The following is a 26,994-nucleotide window of genomic DNA, read 5'->3' as shown; positions in this document are numbered from 1 at the left end:
GACTTGAGATCGCATGACCCGCGCGCCTGATGCCGCGTCCGGCGCCGCCGCACCCGCCCCCGCACGGACGGGACCGCGCGCCCAGGTCCGCAAGCTCAGCCTCACCCGCTTCCGCTCCTACGGCTCCGCCCAGCTCAGCGTGGATCACGGCCCCATCGTCCTCACCGGGCCCAATGGTGCGGGCAAGACCAATCTGCTGGAGGCGATCTCCCTGCTGTCGCCGGGGCGCGGCCTGCGGCGGGCGGCGCTCGACACGGTGGCGCAGCATCCCGGCGACGGCTCCTGGGCGGTCGCGGCGGAAATCGAGGGGATCTGTGGCCCGGCCCATCTCGGGACCGGCATGGACGCGCACCCCGGCGCGGGCAGCGGCGCACGGCGCTGTCGGATCGAACGGGAAAGCGTCGCTTCCGCCACGGCGTTCCTCGACCATCTGAAGGTGGTCTGGCTCACCCCGGACATGGACGGCCTGTTCATCGGCCCGCCCTCCGAGCGGCGCCGGTTTCTCGACCGGCTGGTCCTGGCCGTGGACGGCGCGCACGGCACGCGGGTGAACGCGCTGGAGCGCGCCTTGCGGGCGCGCAACCGCCTGCTGGAGGAAAGCGGCAGCGCGCGCTTCCTCGACGCGGTGGAGCGCGAGGTCGCCGAACTCGCTGTCGCCGTCGCCGCCGCGCGGCTGGAGACGGTCGGGCGCCTGGGCGCCGAGATCGCGGCGGACCGCGACGCCGCCTCGCCCTTTCCGCTCGCCGCGATCGCCCTCGACGGGAGCGTGGAGCGCATGCTCGCCGACGCGCCGGCCCTGCAGGTGGAAGACAGCTACCGCGCACTTTTGCGTGACAGCCGCCCCCGCGACCGGGCCGCCGGCCGCACGCTGGAGGGGCCGCATCTGTGCGACCTCACTGTGGCGCATGCGGAAAAGGCCCTGCCGGCGGCGCGCTGCTCCACCGGGGAGCAGAAGTCCCTGCTGATCGGCCTCGCCTTGTCCCACGCGCGTCTCGTCGCCGCCATGCAAGGCCTTGCGCCCATTGTGCTTCTGGACGATGTGGCGGCCTATCTGGACGCCGAACGGCGGCTTGGCCTGTTCGCCGCGCTGGCCCGGCTCGGCGCGCAGGTGTGGATGACGGGGGCCGATCCGAGCGTGTTCGCGGGGCTGGAGGGCGCCCGGCGCTTCACCGTGAGCCCCGGCTCTGTCGTAGCGGAAGAGTGACCCGCCGCACGCCGTCGCGGGACGGGATTTTCCCCGGCCGGCCGTGCTTTTTCCCCCTGTGTGGCGCGTTCGCCACCCGTCGCGAATCCGCGCATGCTACCCAAGTGGACATGATTCGCAGCTGCTTCGGGGACCCATGCCCAGCGAAAGCCTTCCCACCGCCGTTTTGAGCCGGCGGCTCTTCGTTCTCGGCACACCGCTGTTCCTGGCGGCTTGCGTCACCGACAACAGCGGTGCCCCCTCCACGGCGGCGCTTTCGATCTACGGCCCGGTGACCGGCGAGCCGTTCGAGGTGGATGCGGTGGACGTGTCGGAGATCGACCCGATCTATCTGCGCCAGATCGTCGACTATCCCACCAAATATCCGCCCGGCACCATCGTCGTCGATATCGAGAACAAGTTTCTCTATTTGGTCGAGAAGGACGGCAAGGCGATCCGCTACGGCGTGGGCGTGGGCAAGCAGGGCTACAGCTACAGCGGCTGGGCGACCATCAAGCGCAAGGAGAAATGGCCGCACTGGACGCCGACCGCGAACATGATCGCGCGCCAGCCGGAACGGTACGGCCCCTATGCCGCCGGCCTGCCGGGCGGCGAGACCAACCCGCTCGGCCCGCGCGCGCTCTATCTCTATGACGGCGACCGCGACACCATGTTCCGCCTGCACGGCACGATCGAGCCGGACAGCATCGGCAAGCAGGTGTCGAGCGGCTGCATTCGCCTGCTGAACCAGGATATCATCGATCTGTACCAGCGCGTTCCGCTGGGCACGCGGGTCTATGTCCAGCGCTGAGTTCCGCCAGACCGCTTAAGGACCGCTGGCGCAGGGCGGACGCATCCGCCGCGCCCTGCCTCGGGTCTCGAAGTTCAAGCCGGTGCAGGCGCTTTCGCGCGCCCTGACGGCCAGGGACCGACGCTCCGCCCGCAAAAGCCATCCGAGCGATGGACCGGAGCCGTTCCATCTGCGGGAGCGGCGCGCGGCGGCACACGCGCTGCGGAAGGCCGCGCGGAGCCGGTCATCGCGCACCCGACGCGCCCTCTCTTCTCCCCTTTCCCCTCTCCGGCTTCCCCTCTCCGGCGCCGATCTATCCGCGGTGCGCGCCATTGCGCGGGGCACGGGTGCGATCCCCTCGGGCCGATCCTGATCCCTCCTGCACGATCCCGACGGCCCCGTGGCGCCGGCCGGTTGCGGGCCCGCTGCGCTTCGGCGGCGGGCAAAGCGGTCCCGGCTGCGGGTCGCTCTTCGTTCTTTTTGAGATCATCGCGAAGAGTTCGATGTTCAAAATTGGCCGAATGGCCCTTACATTGATGCCACCCGTTGATTCACCCGCGTCGCGCCGTCCGCCAATCCTGCCCATCCCACCCTCCGGATCTTCGCATATACCTTGTCCCTCCGTGCGCGGAACGTCCGGGTTGTGCGCTGCACACGAGATCACCGCCCCGCGTCGCGTCGAACGCCAGTGGATTCGCCCATGCCAGGACATTCGCGGAACCCACAGGGACGCTGCGGACTTGCAGACGCAGGAGGCCTGCTCATGTCCACCACTGCCGGCCCCGGCTTGATTGATCGTATCGTTCCCGGCCCGCTCTCCGTCGAGGCGTTTCGCAGGCCCGACATGCCGGCGCTGTTCGCCCCGCCCGCGTCCCATCCGCCCCGCATCCTGCTGCTGCACGGCTCGGCCGGCCCCCGCGCCTATAGCCGTCTCCTCACGCAGGAAGCGGCCATGGTGCTGGAGGCATTCGGCGCGGAGGTGCGCATCTTCGATCCGCTGGGCCTGCCTTTGCCCGACGATGCTGCGGCGGACCATCCCCGGGTCGCGGAACTGCGTACCCTGTCCGGCTGGTCGGAAGGCCAGGTGTGGTGCAGCCCGGAGAGCAACGGCGCCATGACCGCGATCCTCAAGGCGCAGATCGACTGGCTGCCCCTGCCCGCCGGCGCGCCCGGCCTCACACAGGGAAAGACGCTGGCGCTGATGCAGATCTCCGGCGGGTCGCAAACCCTCAATGCCGTCGATCAGATGCGCATTCTCGCCCAGCGCATGGGGATGATCGCCATCCCCAGCCAATGCGCGATCGCCGAAGCCTATAACGCGTTCGAGGAGGAGGGGCGGATGAAGCCGTCGGCCTGCTACGATCAGGTGGTGGACCTGATGGAGGAACTGATGAAATTCACCCTCCTGACCCGCGGCGCCTCCGCCTGCCTCGCCGACCACTACAGCGCCCGCAAGGACGCGGGGACGGAAAAGCGCCCGGCCGGCCGCTGACCCTTGCGCGCGGCCCCCCTGGCGGCGCGCCGGTCTCTCGCCGATGCCGATGGCCGCGCGGGGGCGGCGACGTCGTGCCGGCTTGACGTCGGTCGCGCGCGAGCGCACACGTGCGTGATGGATGTTGGCGCGCCTTGCCCGTTTTGCCGCTGTTTTCGCATGTCCCGCCGCGCGTGTTTTCGACCGGGCGGTGCGTGCGCTGGCGGCGCGGGCCTCGGCACGCGGTCGCAGGGGCCACGAGACGGGCACGAGACGGGCACTTGCCACCAAATAACCGCGGCTTTGCGGTAAAAGATATCTAAGCGTTCCAACGATTCGAGACACATCATGGCCGAACCCGCGCCCGCGGCATCCCCCGACGATTACGGGGCACAATCCATCCAGGTGCTGAAGGGCCTCGATGCCGTGCGCAAACGGCCCGGCATGTATATCGGCGACACCGATGACGGCTCCGGCCTGCATCACATGGTCTATGAGGTTGTGGACAACGCCATCGACGAGGCGCTGGCCGGCTATGCCAATGAAGTCACCGTCACGCTGAATGCCGACGGCTCGGTGACCGTGACCGACGACGGGCGCGGCATTCCCACCGACCTGCATCCCGAGGAGGGCGTCTCGGCGGCCGAGGTCATCATGACCCAGCTGCATGCCGGCGGTAAGTTCAACCAGAATTCCTACAAGGTCTCCGGCGGCCTGCACGGCGTCGGCGTCTCGGTGGTGAACGCCCTGTCCACGGTGCTGGACCTCACCATCTGGCGCAATGGCAAGGAGCATTTCATCCGCTTCCGCCATGGCGATGCGGAAGCCCCGCTGGTGGTGGTGGGCGATGCCCCGCCCGGCAAGCGCGGCACCATGGTGACGTTCACGCCCAGCCCGGAAACCTTCACCCACATCGCCTTCGATTTCGCCACCCTGGAACACCGCCTGCGCGAGCTGGCATTCCTGAATTCCGGCGTGCGCATCCGCCTCACCGACGCCCGCACCCCGGACGTGCGGATCGAGGACCTGATGTATGAAGGCGGCGTGGAGGCCTTCGTGCGCTATCTCGACCGCTCCAAGACGGCGGTGATCGCCAAGCCCATCGTGATCCGCTCGGAGCGCGACGGCATCCAGGTGGAAGCGGCGCTCTCCTGGAACGACAGCTACCACGAAACCATCCTGTGCTTCACGAACAACATCCCGCAGCGCGATCGCGGCACCCATTTCACCGGTTTTGCCGCCGCTCTGACGCGCCAGGTGATGGGCTATGCGGAAAGCTCCGGCATCACCAAGAAGGAGAAGGTCACGCTCTCCGGCGAGGATTGCCGCGAGGGCCTGACCGCCGTGCTCTCCGTGAAGGTGCCGGACCCGAAATTCTCGTCCCAGACCAAGGACAAGCTGGTCTCCTCCGAAGTGCGCCCGGTGGTCGAGGCGCTGGTGGGCGAGGCGCTGAATTCCTGGCTCGAGGAAAATCCGGCCGAGGCCAAGGCGGTGGTCGGCAAGGTGGCGGAAGCCGCCGCCGCGCGCGAAGCCGCCCGCCGCGCGCGCGAACTCACGCGCCGCAAGAACCCGCTCGACATCGCCTCCCTGCCCGGCAAGCTTGCCGACTGCCAGGAACGCGATCCCGCCAAGTCGGAAATCTTCATCGTCGAGGGTGACTCGGCCGGCGGCTCCGCCAAGCAGGGCCGCGACCGCGCCTTCCAGGCCGTGCTGCCCCTGCGCGGCAAGATCCTCAATGTGGAGCGCGCGCGCTTCGACAAGATGCTGTCCTCCGAGCAGATCGGCACGCTGATCACCGCGCTCGGCACCGGCATCGGCCGCGATGACTTCGACATCGCCAAGCTGCGCTACCACAAGATCATCATCATGACCGACGCGGACGTGGACGGCTCCCACATTCGCACGCTCCTACTCACCTTCTTCTTCCGGCAGATGCCGGAAATCCTGGAGAACGGGCATCTCTACATCGCCCAGCCGCCGCTCTACAAAGTGGCGCGCGGCAAGTCCGAGACCTACATCAAGGACGAGCGCGGGCTTGAGGATTACCTCATCAATGTCGGCCTTGACGACGCCGCGCTCCATCTCGCCTCGGGGGAGGTGCGCGCCGGGGCCGATCTTGCCGCCGTGGTGGAGACCTCGCGCCAATTGCGCGGCGCGCTGAACGCGCTGCACCCGCGCTACAACAAGGCGATCGTGGAACAGGCGGCGCTTGCCGGCGCGCTGAAGCCGCATCTGCTGCGCGAACGCGACGCCCAGGCGGAAATGACCGAAGTCACGCGCCGCCTCAACATGCTGGCCGAGGAGACCGAGCGCGGCTGGACCGGCGTCGCCGACGAAACCGGGTTCCGCTTCTCGCGCACCGTGCGCGGCGTGCTGGAAACCAATTTCCTCGACGCCACCTTCCTGGTTTCGCCCGATGCCCGCCGTCTCGATACGCTGGCCGCCGCCCTCGACGGGGTGTTCGCCGGCGAAGCGCGGCTCAAGCGCAAGAGCGACGAGACCGTGCTTCTGGGCGCCGTGGACCTGTTCGACGCGGTCACCGACGCCGGCCGCAAGGGCCTCTCGCTCCAGCGCTACAAAGGCCTCGGCGAGATGAACCCCGGTCAGCTCTGGGAAACCACGCTCGACATCAACGCCCGCTCCCTGCTCCAGGTGAAGGTGAAGGAGGTCGATGCCGCCGGCGATCTCTTCAATCGCCTGATGGGCGACGTGGTGGAGCCGCGCCGCGAATTCATCCAGGAGAATGCGCTGAAGGCGAGCGTCGACGTGTGAGCCTCCGCGGCGGGGCTTTGCGCCGCCTTGCGGGCCCTCGCGCGGTGAAATAAGCCCCAAGGCGCGGTTTCGCCGCCTTGCGGGCGCGCTCTGTCTCCGCTTTGCTGCACCGCGATCGGGGAGGATCGGCCCATGCAATTGCTACGCATCTATGCGCGGGCCCTCGGCATGCTGGGGCCGCTGGCGAAGGTGGGGCTGGCGCTGGCGCTGGGCAATGTCGCCCTCGCCATGGCCCAGTTCGCCGAGCCGATCCTGTTCGGCCGCATCATCGAGGCGCTGGCCGGTGCGCAGCGCGACGGCGGCCCCTCGCTCGTCACCATCCTGACCCCGCTGCTCGCGGCCTGGGTTGCCTTCGGCCTGTTCAACATCGTCGCCGGCGTGCTGATCTCGCTGCATGCCGACCGCCTCGCCCATCGCCGGCGGCTCGGGGTGCTGACCGAATACTTCGAGCACGTGCTTCAACTGCCCCTCTCCTTCCATGGCGAGACCCATTCCGGCCGGTTGCTGAAGGTGATGCTCCAGGGCACGGATTCGCTCTGGAGCACCTGGCTTTCCTTCTTCCGCGAGGATTGCGCGGCGATCGTCTCGCTGCTCGTGCTGCTGCCCGTGGGCATCTACATCAATTGGCGGCTCGGCCTGGTGCTGATCGTGCTGATCGTGGTGTTCGGCATCGTCACGGCCTATGTGCTGAACCGCACCCAGGCGATGCAGCAGGAGGTGGAGGAGCACAATTCCAGCCTCGCCGAGCACGCCACCGACGCTCTGGGCAATGTGGCGGTGATCCAGAGCTACACCCGCATCGAGGCCGAGGTGAGCGGCCTGCGCGCCACCGCGAGCCAGCTCCTCGCGGCGCAGATTCCGGTTCTGTCGTGGTGGGCGGTGGTCTCCATGGCCACCAAGGCCGCCACCACCTTGACCATCCTCGCCATCCTGCTGATCGGCACCTGGCTGCATCTGCAAGGCCTGGCGGCGATCGGCGACATCGTCACCTATGTGGGCTTCGCCACCATGCTGATCGGCCGGCTCGACCACACCGTGAGCTTCGTGAACCACCTGGTGATGAGCGCGCCGGGGCTCGGCCAGTTCTTCGAGGTGCTCGACACGGTCGGCGCCGTGCGGGACCGGCCCGGCGCGCTGGATCTCGCGGCGGTGAAGGGCGACGTGCGCTTCGAGGACGTGTCCTTCTCCTATGACGGCAAGCGGGCGGCGCTGCGCGATGTGAGCCTGCACGCGGCGCCGGGCGAGACCATCGCGCTGGTGGGCACGACGGGCGCCGGAAAATCGACCGCCCTTGCCATGCTGCACCGGGTGTTCGATCCGCAGTCCGGCCGTGTGCGCGTGGATGGCACCGACATTCGGGACATCACGCTCTCCTCGCTGCGACGGCAGATCGGCGTGGTGTTCCAGGAAGCGATGCTGTTCAACCGCTCCATCGAGGACAATCTGCGCGTCGGCAAGCCCGATGCGACGAGCGAGGAAATGCGCCTCGCCTTGTCCCGCGCCCAGGCGCTGGAGCTGGTGGAGCGCAACCCCGAGGGCCTGCGCGCCCTGGTGGGCGAGCGCGGGCGCGCACTGTCCGGCGGCGAGCGCCAGCGCCTCTCCATCGCCCGCGCCCTGCTGAAGGATCCGCCGATCCTGATCCTCGACGAAGCCACCAGCGCCCTCGACGCCACCACCGAAGCCAAGGTGCAGGCGGCTCTGGACGAGGTGATGAAAGGGCGCACCACCTTCGTCATCGCCCATCGGCTCGCCACGGTGCGCAATGCCGACCGCATCCTGGTGTTCGACGACGGGCGCGTGATCGAGGCGGGGAGTTTCGAGCAATTGATGCGGCTCGGCGGGCGGTTCGCAGAGCTGGCGCGCGCGCAATTCCTGGACGACGGCACGCATGTGGAGCGTCCGCTCGCGGAAACGTGAGCGCCGCCGCACCGCAGCGCCGCGCCACGCGCGCCGCGGAGAAACGCGATTCAAGCAGCCGCGGGCGCCCTGCGTTCAAGCTGACGCTTGCATGGCAGGGTCGCGTGCACCGCTTTCGTCTTTCCGGATGGCCCGAAAAGAGCTAAGGAAAGCAAGGCCACGGGGGTCTTTCCAGCTACGGAGCCAACTTTGCCGGGCTTGTCCTGTCTGTCCGCGCGCGGCGCGCTGCGCCGCCTGACCTTCGCGATCGCCGCCCTCGGCGCGCTCGCGACCGCAGGCCACGCCACCCCGATCCTTCTGGTGGAAGCGGACACGGGCAAGGTTCTGGAACAGCAGGAAGCCGGCAAGCCCTGGTATCCCGCCTCCGTCACCAAGCTGATGACAGTGTATGTGGCGCTGAACGCCATGCGCGAGGGGCGCATCACCCCCGATACGCTGATGACGGTTTCGCCCTATGCGGCCTCCATGCAGCCCACCAAGATGGGATTTGCCGCGGGCACGCAGGTGACGCTCGACAATGCGCTGAAGATGCTTCTGGTCAAGTCGGCCAATGACATGGCGGTGGTGATCGCCGAAGGGGTCGGCGGCAGCGTGCCGTCCTTCGTCGCCGAGATGAACGACACCGCCGCCCGCCTCGGCATGGCCGGCACCCATTTCGAAAATCCCAACGGCCTGCCCAATAGCGACCAGTTCACCACCGCGCGCGACCTCGCGGTGCTGGCGCGGGCGCTGATCTATCATTTCCCGGAACATGAAATGCTGTTCCGCATCCCGGCCATCAAGATCGGCAAGCGGGTGCTGCGCAATTACAATCGCCTGATCGACCGCTATCCCGGCGCCGACGGCATGAAGACCGGCTTCATCTGCGCCTCGGGCTTCAATCTGGTGGCCACCGCCACGCGCGGCAACAAGCGGCTGATCGCGGTGATCCTCGGCGCCCCCTCCGCCGTGGTGCGCACCGAGCAGGCGGCGCTCCTGTTCGAAAAGGGCTTCCAGCCCTCCTGGTCGATCTTCGGCGCCTCCTCCCCCACCCTCGACACGCTGGCCGACACGGGCGGCGCGCCCACCGACATGTCGCCCCAGATCTGCGGCCGCAAGCGCGCCGTGGCGGCAGCGGAGAACGAGGACGACAACCTGTTCGCCGGCCAGGGCGAGGGCGCGAATTCCTATGCCGTGTCGGCGGCGGTCGCGGCCGGGTTCAGCAAGGGCGAGGGCGCGGCATTGCTGCAGAACCTGCCGCCCTCCATGCCGCCGATCCCGGTCTTCGTCGGCCCGCGCAACGCGCCCATCTCGCCCGACGCGGCCATGGCACCTGACGAAAAGCCCGCGCCGAAGAAGAAGCCCGCCGCCACCGCCAATGCGGACCCGCAGGCACCCGCCGCCAAGCCGAGGAATGCCGCCGCCAAAAGCGATGCGGCAAAGGGCGATGCGGACGCTTCAAAGCCGGCCGCGAAGCCCAAGCCCCAGGCCGCGCCCCAAGCCAAGGAAGCGAGCACCACCACCGGCGCCCCGGCGCCCGCCAAGAAGCCCGCACCGGCCGGCGCATCCGCCACCGCCGATCCGGCGGCCAAGCCGAAGCCGAAGCCGGCCAAGCCCGCCCCCGCGGACGGCGCCGGCGACCCGCTCACCTTCGGCCCGCCCCCGGCCGCACCCGCCAAGCCGGGCGCCTGAGCCTTCGCCACGGTTCCAGGCCGAACGTCCGGGCGCAGATGCAGGCGCAGACGCAGGCGCGACAGGGCGCTCGTTCGCCTGCGCCCGCCAGAACCCCATCGGGCCACGACCGGCCCGACCGGTTCCTTGCCGGATTGCCGCGGACGCGCTGCGCGCAATCGCAAGCGGCGCCACGCCAGCCCCGCACCAATCGGGGACATCCGAACGGCGCAGTCTGCGCGTGCGCGCCTCCCCTTGCGGCGGGGCGCGGCCTTCCCACTTGACTCGCAGGGGAAGGCGGGGCCGACCGGTCGGTGGACGCCGCCGATGCCGCGCCGCTTGGTCCCCCGCCCGCACTGCCCTATAGGCGTGGCAAGCGCGGCACTGGTTCGGCGGCGCCCCTGCTCTGAGGCGACCCGTCTCGCGGATGAAATGACATGACCTCCTTGCCGCCGCTTCCCGAGGCCCCCTCGGCCGCCCCGTCTCCCGCCAAGCGGCCGGGACCGCCCGCGCCCATTCCGGTGACGGTGCTCACCGGCTTCCTCGGCGCCGGCAAGACCACCTTGCTCAATGCCTTGCTGGCCGATCCCGCGCTCGCCGATACCGCCGTGCTGATCAATGAATTCGGCGAGATCGGCCTCGACCATCTGTTCGTGCGCGAAGTCTCCGAAGGCGTGGTTCTGCTGGCGAGCGGCTGCGTGTGCTGCACCGTGCGGGGCGATCTCGTCACCGCGCTGGAAGACCTGCTGCGCGGGCGCGACAACAACCGCCTGCCGCCGTTCTCGCGCGTGCTGATCGAAACCACCGGCCTCGCCGACCCCGCCCCCATCCTCTTCACCCTGATGACCCATCCCTATCTGGTGATGCGCTATCGGCTGGACGGCGTGGTGGCGGTGGTGGACGCCATCAATGGCGATGCCACGCTCGATGCCCAGACCGAAGCGGTGAAACAGGTGGCCATGGCCGACCGGCTGGTGCTCACCAAGACCGATCTCGTGGAGACCGATGCCCAGCGCGCCGCGCTCGCGGCCCTGAAGGCGCGCCTGCGCCGGCTCGCCCCCGCCGCGCCGGTGCTGGAGGCCGTGAAAGGCGAGGCGACCGGCGATGCCCTGCTCAAGGCCGGCCTCTATGATCCGAGCGGCAAGCCGCCCGATGTCGCCCGCTGGCTGGCGGAAGAACGCATCGCCGCCGCCGAGGAAGAGACCGACGCGCCGCACGACCCGAACCGCCATGACGCGCGCATCAAGGCGTTCACCTTGGCGACCGACGCCGCCGTCTCCGCCTCCACCCTCGACCTGTTCCTGGAGCTGCTGCGCGCGACCTATGGGGCGAACCTGCTGCGGCTGAAGGGCATCGTGAAGCTTGCCGACGATCCGGACGCGCCCATCGTGCTGCACGGCGTGCAGCACGTGATGCACCCGCCCACCCGCCTGCCCGCCTGGCCGGACGACGACCACCGCACGCGCCTCGTGATGATCGTGCGCGACCTCGACCCGGCGGTGGTGCGGCGCCTGTTCTCGGCCTTTCTCGGCATCCCCCAGGTGGATATGCCGGATCGCGCCGCGCTCACCGACAATCCCCTCGCTCCCGCCGGCATGAGGTCAGCGCGATGACATCCCTGCCCACCCCGTCCGAGATCGTCGGTTTCTGGCGCGCCGCGGGGTATGATCGCTGGTTTTCTTCCGATCCGGCGTTCGATGCCGAGGTGCGGGCGCGGCTGTTGTCCGCACATGAGGATGCGGTCGCCCGCGGCGCGGGATCGACGGTCCTGGCCGATTACGAGGACAGCGCGGAGGGCGCGCTCGCCCTCGTGCTGCTGCTGGACCAGGTGCCGCGCAACGTCTTTCGCGGCACGCCGCGCGCCTTCGCCACCGATGCGGCCGCGCGGCAGGTGGCGGACCGCGCCCTGGCCCATGGCTTCGAGCAGGCATTTGAACCGGTGCTGCGCGCCTTCTTCTTCCTGCCGCTGATGCATGCGGAGGATCTCGCCTGCCAGCAGCGATGCGTGGCGCTCTATGAGCAGCTGGGCGCGGCGGAGGAGCTGAAATATGCGCTCATCCACCGCGACGTGATCGCCCGCTTCGGCCGCTTCCCGCATCGCAACCCCATCCTCGGCCGGGTCATGACGGCGGAGGAAGAAGCCTATCTCGCGGCGGGCGGCTTCAAGGGGTAGCGCGCGCCGCGAGGAAGGCGGAGATGCCCTCGCCCGCCGCGCGGCCGGTGGCGAAGCAGGCCTGCAGCAGATAGCCCCCGGTGGGCGCTTCCCAATCCAGCATTTCCCCGCACGCAAACGTGCCGGGAAGGGCGCGCAGCATGAAATGATCGTCCAGCGCATCGAAGACGAGGCCGCCAGCACTCGAAATCGCCCGGTCCAGCCCGGCGACCGCGCGCACCTTAATGGGCGCGGCCTTGATGAGGCGCGCCAGCGCCGCCGGATCGGTGGGCAGCGCGACGCCAGCCGCCTCACGCAGCAGCCCCACCGCCACCGGCGAGAGCCCGACCGCCTTGCGCAGGCGGTTGGAGAGCGATTGTTTCAGCGGCCCCGTCGCCAGCCGCCGCGCGATCAGCGCCTGGTCGAAATCCGGGCGCAGGTCGAGCCGCAGATGGGCTTCGCCCTCGGCCGCGAGACGGTCGCGCACCGCGCGGGAGAGCGCATAGACCGCCCCGCCCTCAAGGCCTCGCGCCGTCACCACGGCCTCCCCGCGCACCGGGCCCGCACCGGCGCAGGAAAGCGCGATGCGCTTCAGCGGCTCGCCCGCGAACCGTTCGCGGAACGGCGCCGACCACTCGATTTCCAGCCCCATATTGGCCGGCGCGAACGGGGCGAGCGCGATGCCGCGCGACGCGAGATGCTGCGTCCAGCCCCCATCGCCCCCGAGCCGGGGCCAGGACGCGCCGCCGAGCGCGAGCAGCGTCGCATCGGCGACGATCTCCTTCGGTCCTTCCGGCGTCTCGAACATCAGGGCGCCGGTCGAGGACCAGCCGCGCCATTCGTGCCGGGTGTGCAGGTCCACCCCGAGGGTTCCGAGCCGCCGCAGCCAGGCGCGCAGCAGGGGCGATGCCTTGAAGCTGTCGGGAAACACCCGGCCGCTGGAGCCGATGAAGGTGGATTCGCCCAGTTCCGCCGCGAACGCCCGCACCGCCTCGGGTGGAAAGGCGCGGATCGCGCCGTCGAGCAGCGGCGCGATCTCGCCATAGCGGGAGAGGAAATGTTCCAGCGGCTCGCTGTGGGTGAGATTGAGCCCACCCCGCCCCGCCATGAGGAATTTGCGCGCGGGCGAGGGCATCTTCTCGAACACGCTCACCCGGTGGCCTTGCGCCACCAGGCGATCGGCGGCCATGAGCCCGGCCGGACCGGCGCCGATTACCGCCACATGGGGCGCAGGCGCGGAGGCTGCGCGACGCGCGACGGGATCGGTGGGCAGTTCAGGGGAAGGGTTCATCCCGCGGGTGTAGAGGCCCGGCGGCCTTTGCGGAAGCAAAAAGCTTCTCATTCCTGGTGCCCACCTGCTCCGCAGGGCGAGATAAGCACAGGCGGCAAGGCTTCAGGTCTGGCACACGCGCGACGCGCGGAAACCCCTGCCGCACAGGAAAAGCACGGGAGCAGGCGCTGCCCCCGTGCCGTTTTGCTCGCGCTGGCTGCGCTCCGGGGCCGGGCGATCAGCCGGCGGCGGTAGCCTCCAGCACGTCCTCGAAGCTGCGCAGGCCGGTGCGCGGCGCATTCACCAGCACCGCCATGTTGCCGGGCGCATGCTGGTTCTTCCACATCTTGGTGTGGGCGAGCGGAATGCGGTCCCAGGGGAACACTTCCGACATGCAGGGGTCCACGCGCCGGTCGATGATGAACTGGTTCGCGGCGGACGCCTGCTTGAGATGGGCGAAGTGCGACCCCTGGATGCGCTTCTGGCGCATCCACACATAGCGCGCGTCGAAGGTGATGTTGAAGCCGGTGGTGCCGGCGCAGAACACGATCATGCCGCCGCGCTTGGCCACCAGGGTGGAGACCGGGAAGGTCTGCTCGCCCGGATGCTCGAACACGATGTCCACGTCGCGCTTGCCGGTGATGTCCCAGATCGCCTTGCCGAACTTGCGGGCTTCCTTGGTCCATTCGGTATATTCGGGCGAATTGACCTTGGGCAGCTGGCCCCAACAATTGAAGTCCTTGCGGTTCAGCACGCCCTTGGCACCGAGGCCGATCACGTAGTCCCGCTTGGTCTCGTCCGAAATCACGCCGATGACATGGGCGCCGGAGGCGGCGGCGAGCTGCACGCCGAACACGCCGAGGCCGCCCGAGGCGCCCCACACCAGCACGTAGTCGCCCGGCTTCACGGTGTGCGGCGGATGGCCGAACAGCATGCGATATGCGGTGGCCATGGTGAGGGTGTAGCAGGCGGATTCTTCCCAGGTCAGGTGCAGCGGGCGCGGCATGAGCTGGCGCGCCTGCACCCGGCAGAACTGGGCGAAGGAGCCGTCCGGCGTCTCATAGCCCCAGATGCGCTGGGACGGCGAGAACATCGGGTCGCCGCCATTGCATTCCTCGTCGTCGCCATCGTCCTGGTTGCAATGAACCACGACCTCGTCGCCGACCTTCCAGCGCTTCACCTTGGAGCCCACCGCCCAGACGATGCCCGAGGCATCGGAACCGGCGATGTGGAAGGGCGCCTTGTGCACGTCGAAGGGAGAGATCGGCTGCCCGAGCCCGGCCCAGATGCCGTTGTAATTGACGCCGGCCGCCATCACGAGCACCAGCACGTCGCTCTCGCCGAGGGTCCAGGTGGGCACCACCTCGACCTGGAAGGATTGTTCCGGGGGGCCATGGCGGTCGCGGCGGATCGCCCAGGCATACATATTGGCGGGCACATGGCCCAGGGGCGGGATCTCGCCCAGCTCGTAAAGATCTTTCACGGCCGCGCCCTGCGGCGTGCTGGCGACTGCACTCTGACCCATTGCTCCCGTCCTTCCTTCCTCCGGGGCCGTTTCGGCCGCATTTGTTTCGCGTTGCAGCGTAGCAGAGAAAATTCCGCTGGCGAGCCCCGTTTATAACGCCTCTATGGTTTACCGCCGGCGGGCAGCAACCGCGCGGACCACGCTTGAAGCGGGCCGGCAGCGGCCGTGCTGCCGGGGCGTACGCGCAAGGTGGCACGGCCCAGGCGCCCGGCGCGCCCCCAACTTTGGTCGGGGAGACCACGCAATTGCGTCGTTTCCGAACGCGGGCGCGGCGTGCGCACTCGACCGGCCCGCGGCTTTCAGGCAACAATCCAATCCTGGCGCGCGTCCGCGCCCCACTCGGTTGTGAGGATCGCCATGATCGGCCTTATCGGAATGCTCCTCATCGGCGCAATCGCCGGCTGGCTCGCCGGCCAGTTGTTTCGCGGCGGCGGGTTCGGCGCGCTCGGCAACGTCGCCGTGGGCATCGTCGGCGCGCTGATCGGCGGCTTTCTGTTCGGCAACGTCTTCATTGTCGGCGGACTGCTGGGCCAGATCATCAGCGCCACCATCGGGGCGGTGATCCTGCTGTTCGTCATCAGCCTCGTGAAGCGCTGACCGCAGCGCAGAAGATTTCTACGCCGCACCGCATATTTTCCAATCGACGACGGCCGCGTTGCAGCGCACATTATTGCAAACTTGGGTGGAGAATGAGGACGTGCCAATGACCAGCCGCGATAAACCCTGGTTGTTCCGCACCTATGCGGGTCATTCCACTGCCGCGGACTCCAACCGGCTTTATCGTTCCAATCTGGCCAAGGGACAGACCGGGCTTTCGGTCGCGTTCGACCTGCCCACCCAGACCGGATACGACAGCGACCACCCCCTGGCGCGCGGCGAAGTGGGCAAGGTGGGGGTGCCGATCTCCCATCTCGGCGACATGCGGACCCTGTTCAAGGACATTCCGCTCGCCGAAATGAACACCTCCATGACCATCAATGCCTGCGCCCCCTGGCTGCTGGCGCTCTATATCGCCGCCGCCGACGAGCAGGGCGCGGACCGCAAGCTGCTCCAGGGCACCACGCAGAACGACATCATCAAGGAATATCTCTCGCGCGGCACCTATGTGTTCCCGCCCGCGCCCTCCATGCGGCTCACCAAGGACGTGATCGTCTTCACGACCGAGCATTTGCCGCGCTGGAATCCCATGAACGTGTGCTCCTACCATCTGCAGGAAGCCGGCGCGACGCCGGTGCAGGAACTCGCGTTCGCGCTCGCCAATGCCATCGCCATTCTCGACACGGTGAAGAATTCCGGCGAGGCGCAGGGCGCGGTGTTCGGCGAGGTGGTGGGGCGCATCTCCTTCTTCGTGAACGCCGGCATGCGGTTCATCACCGAGATGTGCAAGATGCGGGCGTTCGTCGATCTGTGGGACGAGATCTGCGTCAACCGCTACGGCATCACCGATCCCAAGCAGAAGCTGTTCCGCTACGGCGTGCAGGTGAATTCGCTCGGCCTCACCGAGCAGCAGCCGGAGAATAACGTCTATCGCATCCTGCTGGAAATGCTGGCGGTGACGCTGTCCAAGAAGGCGCGGGCGCGCGCCGTGCAATTGCCGGCCTGGAACGAGGCGCTCGGCCTGCCGCGCTCGTTCGACCAGCAATGGTCGCTGCGCATGCAGCAGGTGGTGGCCTATGAAACCGACCTGCTGGACTATGGCGACATCTTCGACGGCTCCACCGAGATCGCCAAGAAGGTCGAGGCGCTGAAGGACGAAGCGCGGGCCGAGCTCGCCCGCATCGAGGCCATGGGCGGCGCGGTCGCGGCGGTGGAAAACAGCTACATGAAGCAGGCGCTGGTGGAATCCAACACCCGACGGCTGGAGAATATCGAGCGCGGCGAGCAGGTGGTGGTCGGCGTCAACCGCTGGACCGAGACCGAGCCCTCCCCCCTCACCACCGGGGAAGGCTCCATCCTCACCGTGCCGGAGCATGTGGAGCCGGAACAGATCGCCCGCCTCCAGGCCTGGCGCGCGGCGCGCGATCCGGCGGACGTGGATGCCGCGCTGGCCGGCCTGCGCAGCGCCGCGCAGGAGGGACGCAACATCATGGAGCCCTCCATCCTCTGCGCGAAGGCCGGCATCACCACCGGGGAATGGGGCTCCTGCCTGCGGGAGGTGTTCGGCGAATATCGCGCGCCCACGGGCGTCGGCCGGGCCGCGCGCGTCGACACCCAGGGGCTCGACGAGGTGCGCGCCAGCGTCGAGGCGGTCTCCGCCAAGCTCGGCCGCCGCATCAAGTTCCTGGTGGGCAAACCGGGCCTGGACGGGCATTCCAACGGCGCCGAGCAGATCGCCGTGCGGGCCCGCGATGCCGGCATGGAAGTGGTCTATGAGGGCATCCGCCTGACCCCGGCCGAGATCGTGAACGCCGCCCTGGAGGAGAGCGTCCATGTCATCGGCCTGTCCATCCTCTCCGGCTCCCATGTGCCGCTGGTGCGCGACGTGATGGACCGCCTGCGCGCCGAGGGGCTGACCGACGTGCCGGTGGTGGTCGGCGGCATCATTCCGCCCGAGGACGAAGCCCAGCTCAAGGCGTTCGGCGTGGCGGCGGTCTATACGCCCAAGAATTTCGAGCTGAACCGCATCATGGCCGACATCGTCGCCATCGTGGACCGCGAGGCGCAGAAGGCGGCCTGAGCCCGGCTTTGCGGCGTTCGGATCTTCAGCATCCGCAGAAACAAAAAGAGCGCCAACGGAAAGTTGGCGCTCTTCTTTTTTGCCCGTTCGCCCCGGCTATTTGCCGAAATCGAGCACCGGAGGCGGCGGATCGCCGATATTGGGCGAGATGTTGTCGAACTGCTGCTGGATCTGGTTCTGATCCAGCGACACGCCGCCCGATTTGTAGTGCGTCACCATCTGCGGGAACAGGATCACCAGCGCCACCATGATCAGCTGGATGATCACGAACGGCACCGCGCCCCAATAGATCTGCCCGGTCGTCACCGGCTCCATGCGCCGCCCGGTCACCCGGTCGAGATAGGGCACCTTCGGCGCCACCGAGCGCAGGAAGAACAGGGCGAAGCCGAACGGGGGATGCATGAACGAGGTCTGCATGTTCACCGCCAGGATGACGCCGAACCAGATCAGGTCGATGCCCAGCTTGTCCGCCGCAGGCCCCAGCAGCGGAATGATGATGAAGGCCAGCTCGAAATAATCGAGGAAGAAGGCCAGCACGAACACCAGCAGGTTCACCACGATGAGGAAGCCGGTCTGGCCGCCGGGCAGCGAGGTGAGCAGCTCTTCCACCCAATGATGCCCGTCCACCCCGTAGAAGGTGAGCGAGAACACGCGCGCGCCGAGCAGGATGAACAGCACGAAGGCCGAGAGCTTGGCGGTGGAATAGGTCGCCTGCCGCAGCAGGTCGAACTTCAGCCGGCCGCGCGCGGAGGCGAGCAGGATGGCGCCCACCGAGCCCATGGCGCCGCCCTCGGTCGGCGTCGCGACGCCGATGAAGATGGTGCCCAGCACCAGGAAGATGAGCGCCAGCGGCGGCACCATGACGAACACCACCTGCTCGGCGAGCTTGGACAGCAGGCCGAGCCTGAACACCCGGTTGATGACCGCCACCACGAAGGCGAGGCCCACCGTCATGGACATGGTGAGCACGACATAATCGGCGCCGAACTTCACGCTGCCCTGCTGCATCACATAGATGGACGCGCCGATCGCGATGGCGAGCGCGATGAACAGGGAGGGCGTCAGCAGCTTGGCGGTGCCGCTCATCACGAAATAGAGCAGCACGAACGAGACCACGCCCCACACCGCCAGGTTCGCGACGCCGGGAATGAAGCCGGCGGTGAGCCCCGGCAGCGAGCCGGTGGTGATCAGCACCGCAAAGCCCGCCGCAGCGATCGCGCCGAGGATGCGCGAGGGCATCATTTTCTGCTGCGGATCGCGCAGGTTCTGCGCCTCCAGCGGCAGGCCCGGCGTCGCGGTCGGGAACAGGGTGGAGACCAGGAAGATATAGCCCGCATAAAGGCAGGCGAGGATCAGGCCCGGCAGGAACGCGCCGGTATACATGTCGCCGACCGAACGGTTGAGCTGGTCCGCCATCACGATCAGCACCAGCGACGGCGGGATGATCTGGGCCAGCGTGCCGGACGCCGCGATGACGCCCGAGGCGACGCGCCGGTCATAGCCGTACCGCAGCATGATCGGCAGCGAGATCAGGCCCATGGAGATCACGGACGCCGCCACCACGCCGGTGGTGGCCGCCAGCAGCGCGCCGACGAAGATCACCGCATAGGCCAGACCGCCGCGGATCGAGCCGAACACCTGGCCGATGGTGTCGAGCAGGTCCTCCGCCATGCCGGACCGCTCCAGCACCAGCCCCATGAAGGTGAAGAACGGCACTGCGAGCAGCACCTCGTTGTTCATGGTGCCGTAGACGCGCTCGGGCAGGGCCTGGAGGAAATCGGGGCGGAACAGGCCGAGCTCGATGCCGATCAGGCCGAAGATCAGCCCGTTCGCGGCCAGCGCGAAGGCCACCGGATAGCCGAGCAGCAGGAACAGCACGAGGGCGCCGAACATGATCGGCGCCATATTGTGGGTGAACCAGCCGCGCAGGCCGGGTTCGGCGGCGAGCGCGAAATCGCTGGAGAGCCCCAGCAGGACCAGGGCGCAGGCGAGCACGAGGCCGACCTTGAAGGTACGGGAGGCGGACATTCTTCTGTTCTCCCGCTCAGGCCTTGGGGGTCGGTTCGAGGGGGATATCGACCCGCTCGGCATCCGCCAGCAAACGTTCCGCCTCGGCGGCGAGGGCGAGGTGGCCGCCCACATTCTCGTTCGGGTCCTCCATGCGCCCGGTGATGATGGCGACGCGCTTGATCAGCTCGGACACCGCCTGGAGCAGCAGGAAGAAGAAGCCGATGGGCACCAGCGCCTTCGCCGGCCATTGCGGCAGGCCGCCGGCATTCAGGGACTGCTCGTTGATGCCGTAGGAATTCAGTGCGAACGGGATCGAGGTGACGAGCAGCACGATGGCGAAGGGCATCAGGAAGAAGATGTGCCCGAAAATATCGATGCCGTCGCGGGTGCGCTTGGACAGGCGCGAGCTGATGATATCGATGCGGATATGCTCGTTGTCGATGAAGGTCCAGGACGCGCAGAGCAGGAACACCGCCGCGAACAGCACCCATTGCAATTCCAGCCAGGAATTGGAGCTGAGATCGAAGACCTTGCGGACGACGGCGTTCAGGGCAGAGACCAGCACCGCCACCAGGATCAGCCATGCCACGGCCTTGCCGATGCGGATGTTCACCGCATCGATCGCTCGGCTGAGCGCGAGCAGAATGTTCATTTGGGAGTGTCCCCGCATTTCCACTTGAGGCGATCTGATGGTCACGTCGCCATTGGGCGGGCACCATAAGGGAGCCCTAAATGCATTCAAGCCTCAACTATCGTCTAAGCGTCACAATCCCTGCTCCGCGCGGGCTTTCAACAGGATGGACGCGGCTGCGTGGATGTGGCGGCGCGCTTTGCACGCGGGCGTTTGCATCGCTGCAATGGCGCCGGGGCGAATGAGCGCATAAATTTGAGCAAATCGATCCGCGCGCGGATCCGCGCCGCACCCGGCGCAGGAGTTTGCCATGTCCGTCTCTGTTTCCGCTCTTTCCCCCAGCCCTTCTTCCTCCGCCCCGTCGTCGCCTGCCCCGTCCTCGCGTGCCGGTCTGTCCGCCGCCCTGCGGTTGGGCGCAGTGCATCTGCGCACGCGCCGGCCGCAGGCCCTGGCCGCCTTCTACGAGCAGGTGGTCGGCCTCACCCGCCTCGCCCCGCAGGCGGGCCGCATCGCGCTCGGCGCCGGTGGCGTGCCTCTCATCGTCCTTGAAGAGGCGGCCGACGCGGTCGCCCCGCCCGCGCACGCGCCGGGCCTGTTCCACACCGCCATTCGCGTGCCCGACCGGGCCAGCCTCGCGGTGCGCATGAACGTGCTGCGCGCGCACGGCGTGCCGTTCGGCGCCTCGGACCATCTGGTGAGCGAGGCGCTCTATTTCGACGATCCCGACGGCAACGGCATCGAAGTCTATCGCGACCGCCCGAAAGCCGAATGGTTCGGACCCGACGGCAAGCTGCAGATGGCGACACTGCGCCTGGACCTGAACAGCCTTGCCCGCGAAAGCGCGGAGCTTGGCCCCGCCCCCGCCGGCACGGACGTGGGACACGTCCATCTCAAGGTCGGCGACCTTGCCGCCGCCCATCGCTTCTGGGTGGAGCTGGCCGGGTTCGAGGTGATGGCGCGCTATCCCGGCGCCTTGTTCGTCAGCGCGGGAAAATACCACCACCATCTCGGCCTCAACGTGTGGCACTCGCAAGGCGCCGCCCCGCCGCCGGCGCATGCGAGCGGGCTCGCCGGGTTCGAGATTGTCCTTCCCCCGGCGGAGATCGCGGCCCTCAAGGCGCGCTTTGCGGCCGCCGGCGTGCCGCTCGCGGAAGTCGACGGGGCGGTGCTGCTCGAGGACCCGTCCGGCAACCGGGCACGGATCACCGCCGGCGAAGGCTGAACCGGCCTCCCCCGGACGCGGCGGGCAGATGCCTTCGGACATCTGTCGCAGATCCGGGATAGAATCGGACGTTGAATCGCCACCGGCCCAAGGGCCGACGGCTTCTTTGGCCCAGGGGGGCGACGTCCATGATGACCCTGCCGTTTTTCGGTTTCTTCGTTGCGTTCGCGTTGATTCTCGCCGGCCAGCGCCTTCCCTCCCTGCTGGTCTGGGCGGTGTCCCTGCTGGTGCTGCTGGCACTGTTCAAGATGCACGCCACCGACCCGCTCAATCTCGTGCTGTGAGGGGAATGACGTGACCCCTTCCCTTTCCCGCACCCTCAACGCCCTCGGGCTGCTCGCGGTGTTCGCGGTCCTCGCCGCGGCGTTCTTCGACCAGCTCGTGTTCAACGACCTGCCCTGCCCGCTCTGCCTGCTGCAACGCGCCGGCTTCGTGGGCGCCGGCGTGGGCCTCGCGCTGAACGTGAAGTTCGGTCCCCGGCCCAGCCATTATGCGGTCATGATCCTCTCGGCCTTCGCCGGCGGCATGGTGTCGGTGCGGCAGACCCTGCTGCACATCATTCCCGGCGAGGGGACCTATGGCGATGCCTTCCTGGGCATTCATTTCTATGCCTGGGCGGCGGCGGTGTTCGGGGTTATCGCCCTCGGCGGGGCGATCCTGCTGCTGTTCGATCGCCAGTTCGCCCCGGAGGCGACGCCCGGCCGCCCCACCCGCTTCGCCCTCATCATCGTCGCGCTCGCGACCGCAATGGCGCTCGCGAACGGGCTCTCGACCGTGCTGGAGTGCGGTGGCGGCATGTGTGCCGACAATCCTACCTCCTACCAATTGCTCGACCAGTGGCGCGGAAAATAAGCGGCGGCTTGGCCGTGGGGGCGACTCATCACGGTTTCTGATGGGTGGGTGAATCAAAATTCTCTTTTCCTGGCGTGTGAAATGCCTGAAAAGGCGGCACGCCAGGAAGCCCCATGTTGCCTTCGCCCCCCCGTTCGCCCCTCGGCCGGCTCGGCCAGCGCATCAACAATGCGCCCTATCTGCTGCTCTCCATCACCGCTCTTCTGTGGGCGTGCAACATGGTGCTGGGCCGCTTCGTGGCGGGCCAGATCCCGCCCATCACGCTCGCTTGCCTGCGCTGGGCGGGGGCGACGCTGATTCTCCTGCCCTTCTCCTATCGCCAATTGCTGGGCGACTGGCCGGTCGTGCGGCGCAACTGGCTGTTCCTCATGGTCCTCTCGGCCTGCGGCATCGCCTGCTACAACGCCATGAGCTATTACGGGCTGCAATATACCCAGGCGCTGAACGGCCTGCTGGTGCAATCCGCCTCCCCCCTGCTGATCGCGCTCTGGAGCCTCCTGCTGTTCCGCGACCGGCTCTCGAAGGGCCAGATCGCCGGCATCGTCATCTCGCTGCTGGGGGTGGTGGTGATCGTCAGCCGGGGCGACATCGACGTGCTGCTGCACCTCAAGCCCAATGTGGGCGATATCTGGATCATCGCGGCGCTGCTGATCTATGCCTTTTATGCCGCGAACCTGCGGGTGCGCCCGCCCATGCGCTCGCTGTCCTTCCTCACCGTGATCATGGGCATGGGCTCCCTGCTGCTGATCCCGTTCGCGCTCTGGGAGATCGCCGCGGGCCACGTCATCCAGTTCAACCGCATGACGCTGTCCGTCCTGGCATTCGTCATGACCGCCCCGTCGCTGCTCGCCTATATGGCGTTCAATCGCGGCGTGGAGCTGGTGGGCGCCAACCGGGCGGCGCCGTTCTTTCACCTCATGCCGGTGTTCGGCTCGGCGCTCGCCATCCTGGTGCTGGGCGAGCAATTGGAATGGTTTCACGGCGTGGGCTATGCGCTGGTGATCGCCGGCATCATCACCGCGACCCGCGCCCGCGCCGTCGCGCCCGCCTGACGAACCGCCCGCGCGGCAGCAAAAAGCCGCCGGAGGGGGTCCGGCGGCTGTCTTGTTGTTCTCTATCCGCGACAGGGACAGCCTTCAGAAGGCGAGGCCCTTGGCGTGCTTCACCTGGGGCAGCGCCTCCACCTTGGCGATCACGTCGGCGGGCAGCGCCCCGTCCACTTCCACGAGCGCGATGGCGTCCCCGCCCTGGCGGTCGCGGCCGAGGGCGAAGGTGGCGATGTTCACGCCCGCATCCCCCAGCAGGCTGGCGAAACGGCCGATGAAGCCGGGCTTGTCCTCGTTGGTGACGTACAGCATGGAGGGCGCGAACTCGGCGTCCACCTTGATGCCCTTGATGTTGACGATGCGCGGGCGGCCATCGGCGAACACCGTGCCGGAAACCGAACGCTCGAACGTGTCGGTGATGACGGTCAGGGTGATCAGGCTGTCGTAATCGCTCTCGGCGGCACGGGTGGTCTCCTCGATAACGATGCCGCGCTCCTTGGCGACGCTCGGGGCGGAGACGACATTGATGTCCGCCAGCACCGGGCGCAGCAGGCCGGCCACCGCCGCGCTGGTCAGCGCCTTCACCTTCAGCTCCGCCACCGCGCCCTCATAGGTGATGCGCACGGTCTTGATGTCCGTGTCGGTGAGCTGGCCGGCGAACGAGCCCAGCTTTTCCGCCAGCTCGATGAAGGGCTTCAGCTTGGGGGCTTCCTCGGCGGTGATGGAGGGGAAGTTCACCGCATTCGAGATGGCGCCCGACAGCAGATAATCGCTCATCTGCTCGGCCACCTGGAGCGCCACATTCTCCTGCGCTTCCGTGGTGGCGGCGCCGAGGTGCGGGGTGCAGATCACATTGGGATGGCCGAACAGCGGGTTGGTCTCGGCGGGCTCGACCGTGAACACGTCGAACGCCGCGCCGGCCACATGCTTGCTGTCGAGCGCGGCGCGCAGCGCCACTTCGTCCACCAGGCCGCCGCGCGCGCAATTGATGATGCGCACGCCCTTCTTGGTCTTGGCGAGGTTTTCCGCCGAGAGGATGTTCTTGGTCTTCTCGGTCAGCGGCGTATGGAGCGTGATGACGTCGGCGCGGGCGAGCAGGTCCTCCAGTTCCACCTTCTCGACGCCGAGATCCTTGGCGCGCTCGGCGGAGAGGAAGGGATCGAAGGCGATCACCTTCATCTTCAGGCCGACGCCGCGCTCGGCGACGATGGAGCCGATATTGCCGCAGCCGATGATGCCGAGCGTCTTGGCGGTCAGCTCCACGCCCATGAAGCGGTTCTTCTCCCACTTGCCGGCCTGGGTGGAGGCGTCGGCGGCGGGGATCTCGCGGGCGAGCGCGAACATCATCGCAATCGCATGCTCGGCGGTGGTGATGGAATTGCCGAACGGCGTGTTCATCACGATCACGCCCTTGGCGGTGGCGGCCGGGATATCCACATTGTCGACGCCGATGCCGGCTCGGCCGATCACCTTGAGGCGGGTCGCCTTTTCCAGGATCTTCGGCGTCACCTTGGTGGCGGAGCGGATGGCGAGGCCGTCATAATCGCCGATGATCTCGGCGAGCTTGTCCTTGTCCTTGCCGAGGTCGGGCTGAAAATCAACATCGATGCCGCGATCCTTGAAGATCTGCACGGCGGCGGCGGACAGCTTGTCCGAAATGAGAACGCGAGGGGCCATGGTGTGGGCTCCGGATGAATGGGGTGCAAGCTAAGGCCGGTCCGCAGCACACGAGGGCGCAGTTCGGCCGTTAAGGCCCTCTCCCGCTTGCGGGGAGGGTTGGGAGGGGGATGCCGTAGAGCGGGCTTGCGCTGATCGCGCCGAAGAGAGGGGTATTCCCCCTCCCCCGCCCTCCCCCGCAAGCGGGAGAGGGGGATTTTCAGCGGTCGCGCGTCGGGCTCACGCCGCCTTGGCGAGCGAGCCCTTGGCGACGTTGAACGCCCAGTCCAGCCAATGGGTCAAAGCTTCCACGTCGGAGGCCTGCACCGTGGCGCCGCACCAGATGCGCAGGCCCGGAGGGGCATCGCGATAGGCGCCGATGTCATAGGCGATGCCGCCCTTTTCCAGGCCCGCGGACAGCGCCTTGGCGAAGGCCGCCTGCGCCTCGGCGGGAAGGGAGGCCACGTCCGGGTCCACCACCTTCAGGCACACGCTGGTGTTGGAGCGGGTCACCGGATCCTTGGCCAGGAAATCCACCCAATCGGTGCGGTGCACCCACTGCGCGATGGCTTCAAAATTGCGGTTGGACCGCTCCTTCAGGCCCGGCAGGCCGCCCACCGACTTCGCCCATTCCAGCGCGTCGATATAGTCTTCCACGCACAGCATGGAGGGGGTGTTGATGGTCTCGCCCTCGAAGATGCCTTCGATCAGCTTGCCGCCCTTGGTCATGCGGAAGATCTTCGGCAGCGGCCAGGCGGGCTTGTAGGTCTCAAGCCGCTCCACCGCGCGCGGGGAGAGGATGAGCATGCCGTGCGCGGCTTCCCCGCCCAGCACCTTCTGCCAGGAGAAGGTGACCACATCGAGCTTGGCGAAATCCAGAGCCTGGGCAAACGCCGCCGAGGTGGCGTCGCAGATGGTCAGGCCCGCGCGGTCGGCCGGGATCCAGTCCGCATCCGGCACCATGACGCCGGAGGTGGTGCCGTTCCAGGTGAACACCACGTCGTGGCTGAAATCCACCGCCTTGAGGTCCGGCAGCTCGCCATAGGGCGCGGTCATGATGCGCGCGTCGGCGAGCTTGAGCTGCTTGGCGACGTCCGTCACCCAGCCTTCGCCGAAGCTTTCCCAGGCGAGCATGTCCACCGGGCGGGCGCCCAGCATGGACCACAGCACCATTTCGACCGCGCCGGTATCCGAGGCGGGCACGATGCCGATGCGATAATCGGCCGGCACCTCGAGCACGTCGCGGGTGAGATCGATCGCCTGCTTGAGCTTGGTCTTGCCAATCTTGGCGCGGTGCGAGCGGCCGAGCGGCGCGTCGCGGAGCGCGTCCAGCGTCCAGCCGGGACGCTTGGCGCAAGGACCGGACGAAAAATTAGGGTTCTCCGGGCGGGTCGCCGGAGCGTCAGTCGTCGTCATGATGGCCATCCTTTCAGATGGGCGCTCCTCGTTGGGGAGGAGTGTCCCGCCGCGGGCAATAGGCCTTTCCGTCGCGCAAGGCAAGGGACGCGCGCTCACGAAATCTTGGGGCTTAAGTCAGGATTGCTTCCCTGATTGTCGCTCGGGCGGCGAATACATGCGCTGCTCTTACCTCCGGCGCGTTCAGATCCCCGCAGAAAGACCCGCGCCCAAAGTGGGGCGCGGGGATGTCGCGGGCGAACGCCCGGCTTCAGTGCTTCAGGTCCTCGGGAACCTTGCCGCCGTTCTCGGCGAGCTTCGTCATCACCTGCTTGTGCAGCCAGATGTTCATCGTGGCGGAATCGCCCGTGTCGCCGGAATAGTGCAGTTCGTGGGCCAGTTCCTTGCGGGCCGCGAGCGAGGAATCCAGGTCCAGCAGCTTCATCAGGTCGACGATGGAATGGCGCCAGTCCAGCTTCTCGCTGGTCTTGGCGGCAAGGCCGGTGAGAACGGCTTCCACATCCACCGCGGGGGCGGCGGGCGTCGCGGGAACCGCGCCGGGAACGGGAGGCGCAGCGCCGCCCGAGGTTCCGCCGGGCGCCGGCACGTCAGCCGGCGCGACGGGCTTGGCCTCGGCCGAATGGCCGAAAATGGCGGAAACGATCTTTCCAAAGATGCTCATCTGCTTCTCCTGCGTGCTCCGCCCAGAGAACGCCCCCGCTGCGGATTGGTTCGAATGCCGCCCGACGGGCGCGATGACCCGGGCGGGGAGACA

Annotated in this window: 21 protein-coding genes; 14 read left to right on the top strand and 7 right to left on the bottom strand. The window is 67.9% G+C overall.

All coding sequences use genetic code 11. The annotated features are described in order from the left end of the window. Positions 1 to 13 precede the first annotated feature (13 nt). From recF to V5F84_RS08870, 8 genes are all read left to right on the top strand, one after another. Positions 14 to 1,204: a DNA replication/repair protein RecF gene (gene recF, locus V5F84_RS08905; RefSeq protein ID WP_394044295.1), complete on the top strand. Its 1,191-nt coding sequence runs from the start codon at positions 14 to 16 to the stop codon at positions 1,202 to 1,204. 136 nt (positions 1,205 to 1,340) lie between these two features. Beyond that, positions 1,341 to 1,994, top strand: coding sequence for a L,D-transpeptidase (locus V5F84_RS08900; protein ID WP_394044294.1), 654 nt, complete (start codon positions 1,341 to 1,343; stop codon positions 1,992 to 1,994). An 823-nt stretch (positions 1,995 to 2,817) separates the two neighbouring features. After that, positions 2,818 to 3,465 (top strand): arsenical resistance protein ArsH, encoded by a 648-nt coding sequence (arsH, locus tag V5F84_RS08895; protein WP_509277203.1) that lies wholly within the window; start codon positions 2,818 to 2,820, stop codon positions 3,463 to 3,465. 327 nt (positions 3,466 to 3,792) lie between these two features. Further along, the gene (gyrB, locus tag V5F84_RS08890) at positions 3,793 to 6,216 is read left to right on the top strand and encodes a DNA topoisomerase (ATP-hydrolyzing) subunit B (protein WP_394044292.1); all 2,424 of its coding nucleotides are present in this window, start codon (positions 3,793 to 3,795) and stop codon (positions 6,214 to 6,216) included. A gap of 132 nt (positions 6,217 to 6,348) precedes the next feature. After that, complete coding sequence (locus tag V5F84_RS08885) at positions 6,349 to 8,133, top strand: glucan ABC transporter ATP-binding protein/ permease (protein WP_394044291.1); 1,785 nt, start codon at positions 6,349 to 6,351, stop codon at positions 8,131 to 8,133. Positions 8,134 to 8,331: 198 nt separating this feature from the next. Next, positions 8,332 to 9,804 (top strand): D-alanyl-D-alanine carboxypeptidase family protein, encoded by a 1,473-nt coding sequence (locus V5F84_RS08880; protein ID WP_394044290.1) that lies wholly within the window; start codon positions 8,332 to 8,334, stop codon positions 9,802 to 9,804. Positions 9,805 to 10,220: 416 nt separating this feature from the next. After that, on the top strand, positions 10,221 to 11,396 hold the full coding sequence (locus V5F84_RS08875; protein WP_394044289.1) for a CobW family GTP-binding protein: 1,176 nt from the start codon (positions 10,221 to 10,223) through the stop codon (positions 11,394 to 11,396). After that, positions 11,393 to 11,956 (top strand): DUF924 family protein, encoded by a 564-nt coding sequence (locus V5F84_RS08870; RefSeq protein WP_394044288.1) that lies wholly within the window; start codon positions 11,393 to 11,395, stop codon positions 11,954 to 11,956. The genes V5F84_RS08875 and V5F84_RS08870 overlap by 4 nt, the downstream gene beginning before the upstream one ends. Here V5F84_RS08870 and V5F84_RS08865 read toward each other — a convergent pair. Both V5F84_RS08865 and ccrA read right to left on the bottom strand, forming a co-directional pair. Next, a complete protein-coding gene (locus V5F84_RS08865) occupies positions 11,946 to 13,124 on the bottom strand; it encodes a TIGR03862 family flavoprotein (protein WP_509277202.1) in 1,179 nt (392 codons plus the stop codon). The genes V5F84_RS08870 and V5F84_RS08865 overlap by 11 nt on opposite strands. Before the next feature lie 319 nt (positions 13,125 to 13,443). Then, a complete protein-coding gene (ccrA, locus tag V5F84_RS08860) occupies positions 13,444 to 14,730 on the bottom strand; it encodes a crotonyl-CoA carboxylase/reductase (RefSeq protein WP_394044286.1) in 1,287 nt (428 codons plus the stop codon). A gap of 357 nt (positions 14,731 to 15,087) precedes the next feature. Between ccrA and V5F84_RS08855 the strand changes: the two genes are divergently transcribed. Both V5F84_RS08855 and V5F84_RS08850 read left to right on the top strand, forming a co-directional pair. Further along, positions 15,088 to 15,327 (top strand): GlsB/YeaQ/YmgE family stress response membrane protein, encoded by a 240-nt coding sequence (locus tag V5F84_RS08855; RefSeq protein ID WP_394044285.1) that lies wholly within the window; start codon positions 15,088 to 15,090, stop codon positions 15,325 to 15,327. Positions 15,328 to 15,433: 106 nt separating this feature from the next. Then, on the top strand, positions 15,434 to 17,407 hold the full coding sequence (locus V5F84_RS08850) for a methylmalonyl-CoA mutase family protein (protein WP_394044284.1): 1,974 nt from the start codon (positions 15,434 to 15,436) through the stop codon (positions 17,405 to 17,407). Positions 17,408 to 17,503: 96 nt separating this feature from the next. Here the strand turns inward: V5F84_RS08850 and V5F84_RS08845 are convergent, their stop codons facing one another. Together V5F84_RS08845 and V5F84_RS08840 are read right to left on the bottom strand one after the other, a co-directional pair. Further along, complete coding sequence (locus tag V5F84_RS08845; RefSeq protein WP_394044321.1) at positions 17,504 to 19,312, bottom strand: TRAP transporter large permease; 1,809 nt, start codon at positions 19,310 to 19,312, stop codon at positions 17,504 to 17,506. 139 nt (positions 19,313 to 19,451) lie between these two features. Continuing rightward, positions 19,452 to 20,069 carry a TRAP transporter small permease subunit gene (locus V5F84_RS08840; protein WP_394044283.1) on the bottom strand — a complete coding sequence of 206 codons (618 nt, stop codon included), beginning with the start codon at positions 20,067 to 20,069 and terminating at the stop codon, positions 19,452 to 19,454. Between the two features lie 289 nt (positions 20,070 to 20,358). Between V5F84_RS08840 and V5F84_RS08835 the strand changes: the two genes are divergently transcribed. From V5F84_RS08835 to V5F84_RS08820, 4 genes are all read left to right on the top strand, one after another. After that, positions 20,359 to 21,270 carry a VOC family protein gene (locus V5F84_RS08835; RefSeq protein ID WP_394044282.1) on the top strand — a complete coding sequence of 304 codons (912 nt, stop codon included), beginning with the start codon at positions 20,359 to 20,361 and terminating at the stop codon, positions 21,268 to 21,270. Between the two features lie 128 nt (positions 21,271 to 21,398). After that, positions 21,399 to 21,554 carry a DUF5993 family protein gene (locus tag V5F84_RS08830; RefSeq protein ID WP_394044281.1) on the top strand — a complete coding sequence of 52 codons (156 nt, stop codon included), beginning with the start codon at positions 21,399 to 21,401 and terminating at the stop codon, positions 21,552 to 21,554. Between the two features lie 10 nt (positions 21,555 to 21,564). Then, complete coding sequence (locus tag V5F84_RS08825; RefSeq protein WP_394044280.1) at positions 21,565 to 22,122, top strand: disulfide bond formation protein B; 558 nt, start codon at positions 21,565 to 21,567, stop codon at positions 22,120 to 22,122. Positions 22,123 to 22,235: 113 nt separating this feature from the next. Next, positions 22,236 to 23,174 carry a DMT family transporter gene (locus V5F84_RS08820; protein ID WP_394044279.1) on the top strand — a complete coding sequence of 313 codons (939 nt, stop codon included), beginning with the start codon at positions 22,236 to 22,238 and terminating at the stop codon, positions 23,172 to 23,174. A gap of 84 nt (positions 23,175 to 23,258) precedes the next feature. Here V5F84_RS08820 and serA read toward each other — a convergent pair whose 3' ends face one another. The 3 genes from serA to V5F84_RS08805 all read right to left on the bottom strand — a co-directional run bounded on the left by serA (position 23,259) and on the right by V5F84_RS08805 (position 26,901). Beyond that, on the bottom strand, positions 23,259 to 24,845 hold the full coding sequence (serA, locus tag V5F84_RS08815) for a phosphoglycerate dehydrogenase (protein WP_394044278.1): 1,587 nt from the start codon (positions 24,843 to 24,845) through the stop codon (positions 23,259 to 23,261). A gap of 219 nt (positions 24,846 to 25,064) precedes the next feature. Continuing rightward, positions 25,065 to 26,240 (bottom strand): phosphoserine transaminase, encoded by a 1,176-nt coding sequence (locus V5F84_RS08810; protein ID WP_394044277.1) that lies wholly within the window; start codon positions 26,238 to 26,240, stop codon positions 25,065 to 25,067. 250 nt (positions 26,241 to 26,490) lie between these two features. After that, a complete protein-coding gene (locus V5F84_RS08805; RefSeq protein WP_394044276.1) occupies positions 26,491 to 26,901 on the bottom strand; it encodes a DUF3597 domain-containing protein in 411 nt (136 codons plus the stop codon). Positions 26,902 to 26,994 lie beyond the last annotated feature (93 nt).

The organism is Roseixanthobacter liquoris (assembly GCF_043195135.2).
In the GTDB taxonomy this organism is placed as follows: Bacteria; Pseudomonadota; Alphaproteobacteria; order Rhizobiales; family Xanthobacteraceae; genus NCEH01.
The sequence above is the reverse complement of the archived record's forward strand: the minus strand, read 5'-3'. Positions and strand labels throughout refer to the sequence as shown.

What these genes read in the sequence shown, in the direction of transcription:
- recF (WP_394044295.1), top strand. Translation starts at nt 14, where the DNA reads ATGACCCGCGCGCCTGATGCCGCGTCCGGCGCCGCCGCACCCGCCCCC.
- V5F84_RS08900 (WP_394044294.1), top strand. Translation starts at nt 1,341, where the DNA reads ATGCCCAGCGAAAGCCTTCCCACCGCCGTTTTGAGCCGGCGGCTCTTC.
- arsH (WP_509277203.1), top strand. Translation starts at nt 2,818, where the DNA reads ATGCCGGCGCTGTTCGCCCCGCCCGCGTCCCATCCGCCCCGCATCCTG.
- gyrB (WP_394044292.1), top strand. Translation starts at nt 3,793, where the DNA reads ATGGCCGAACCCGCGCCCGCGGCATCCCCCGACGATTACGGGGCACAA.
- V5F84_RS08885 (WP_394044291.1), top strand. Translation starts at nt 6,349, where the DNA reads ATGCAATTGCTACGCATCTATGCGCGGGCCCTCGGCATGCTGGGGCCG.
- V5F84_RS08875 (WP_394044289.1), top strand. Translation starts at nt 10,221, where the DNA reads ATGACCTCCTTGCCGCCGCTTCCCGAGGCCCCCTCGGCCGCCCCGTCT.
- V5F84_RS08870 (WP_394044288.1), top strand. Translation starts at nt 11,393, where the DNA reads ATGACATCCCTGCCCACCCCGTCCGAGATCGTCGGTTTCTGGCGCGCC.
- V5F84_RS08865 (WP_509277202.1), bottom strand. Translation starts at nt 13,124, where the DNA reads ATGGCCGCCGATCGCCTGGTGGCGCAAGGCCACCGGGTGAGCGTGTTC.
- ccrA (WP_394044286.1), bottom strand. Translation starts at nt 14,730, where the DNA reads ATGGGTCAGAGTGCAGTCGCCAGCACGCCGCAGGGCGCGGCCGTGAAA.
- V5F84_RS08855 (WP_394044285.1), top strand. Translation starts at nt 15,088, where the DNA reads ATGATCGGCCTTATCGGAATGCTCCTCATCGGCGCAATCGCCGGCTGG.
- V5F84_RS08850 (WP_394044284.1), top strand. Translation starts at nt 15,434, where the DNA reads ATGACCAGCCGCGATAAACCCTGGTTGTTCCGCACCTATGCGGGTCAT.
- V5F84_RS08845 (WP_394044321.1), bottom strand. Translation starts at nt 19,312, where the DNA reads ATGGCGCCGATCATGTTCGGCGCCCTCGTGCTGTTCCTGCTGCTCGGC.
- V5F84_RS08840 (WP_394044283.1), bottom strand. Translation starts at nt 20,069, where the DNA reads ATGAACATTCTGCTCGCGCTCAGCCGAGCGATCGATGCGGTGAACATC.
- V5F84_RS08835 (WP_394044282.1), top strand. Translation starts at nt 20,359, where the DNA reads ATGTCCGTCTCTGTTTCCGCTCTTTCCCCCAGCCCTTCTTCCTCCGCC.
- V5F84_RS08830 (WP_394044281.1), top strand. Translation starts at nt 21,399, where the DNA reads ATGATGACCCTGCCGTTTTTCGGTTTCTTCGTTGCGTTCGCGTTGATT.
- V5F84_RS08820 (WP_394044279.1), top strand. Translation starts at nt 22,236, where the DNA reads ATGTTGCCTTCGCCCCCCCGTTCGCCCCTCGGCCGGCTCGGCCAGCGC.
- serA (WP_394044278.1), bottom strand. Translation starts at nt 24,845, where the DNA reads ATGGCCCCTCGCGTTCTCATTTCGGACAAGCTGTCCGCCGCCGCCGTG.
- V5F84_RS08810 (WP_394044277.1), bottom strand. Translation starts at nt 26,240, where the DNA reads ATGACGACGACTGACGCTCCGGCGACCCGCCCGGAGAACCCTAATTTT.
- V5F84_RS08805 (WP_394044276.1), bottom strand. Translation starts at nt 26,901, where the DNA reads ATGAGCATCTTTGGAAAGATCGTTTCCGCCATTTTCGGCCATTCGGCC.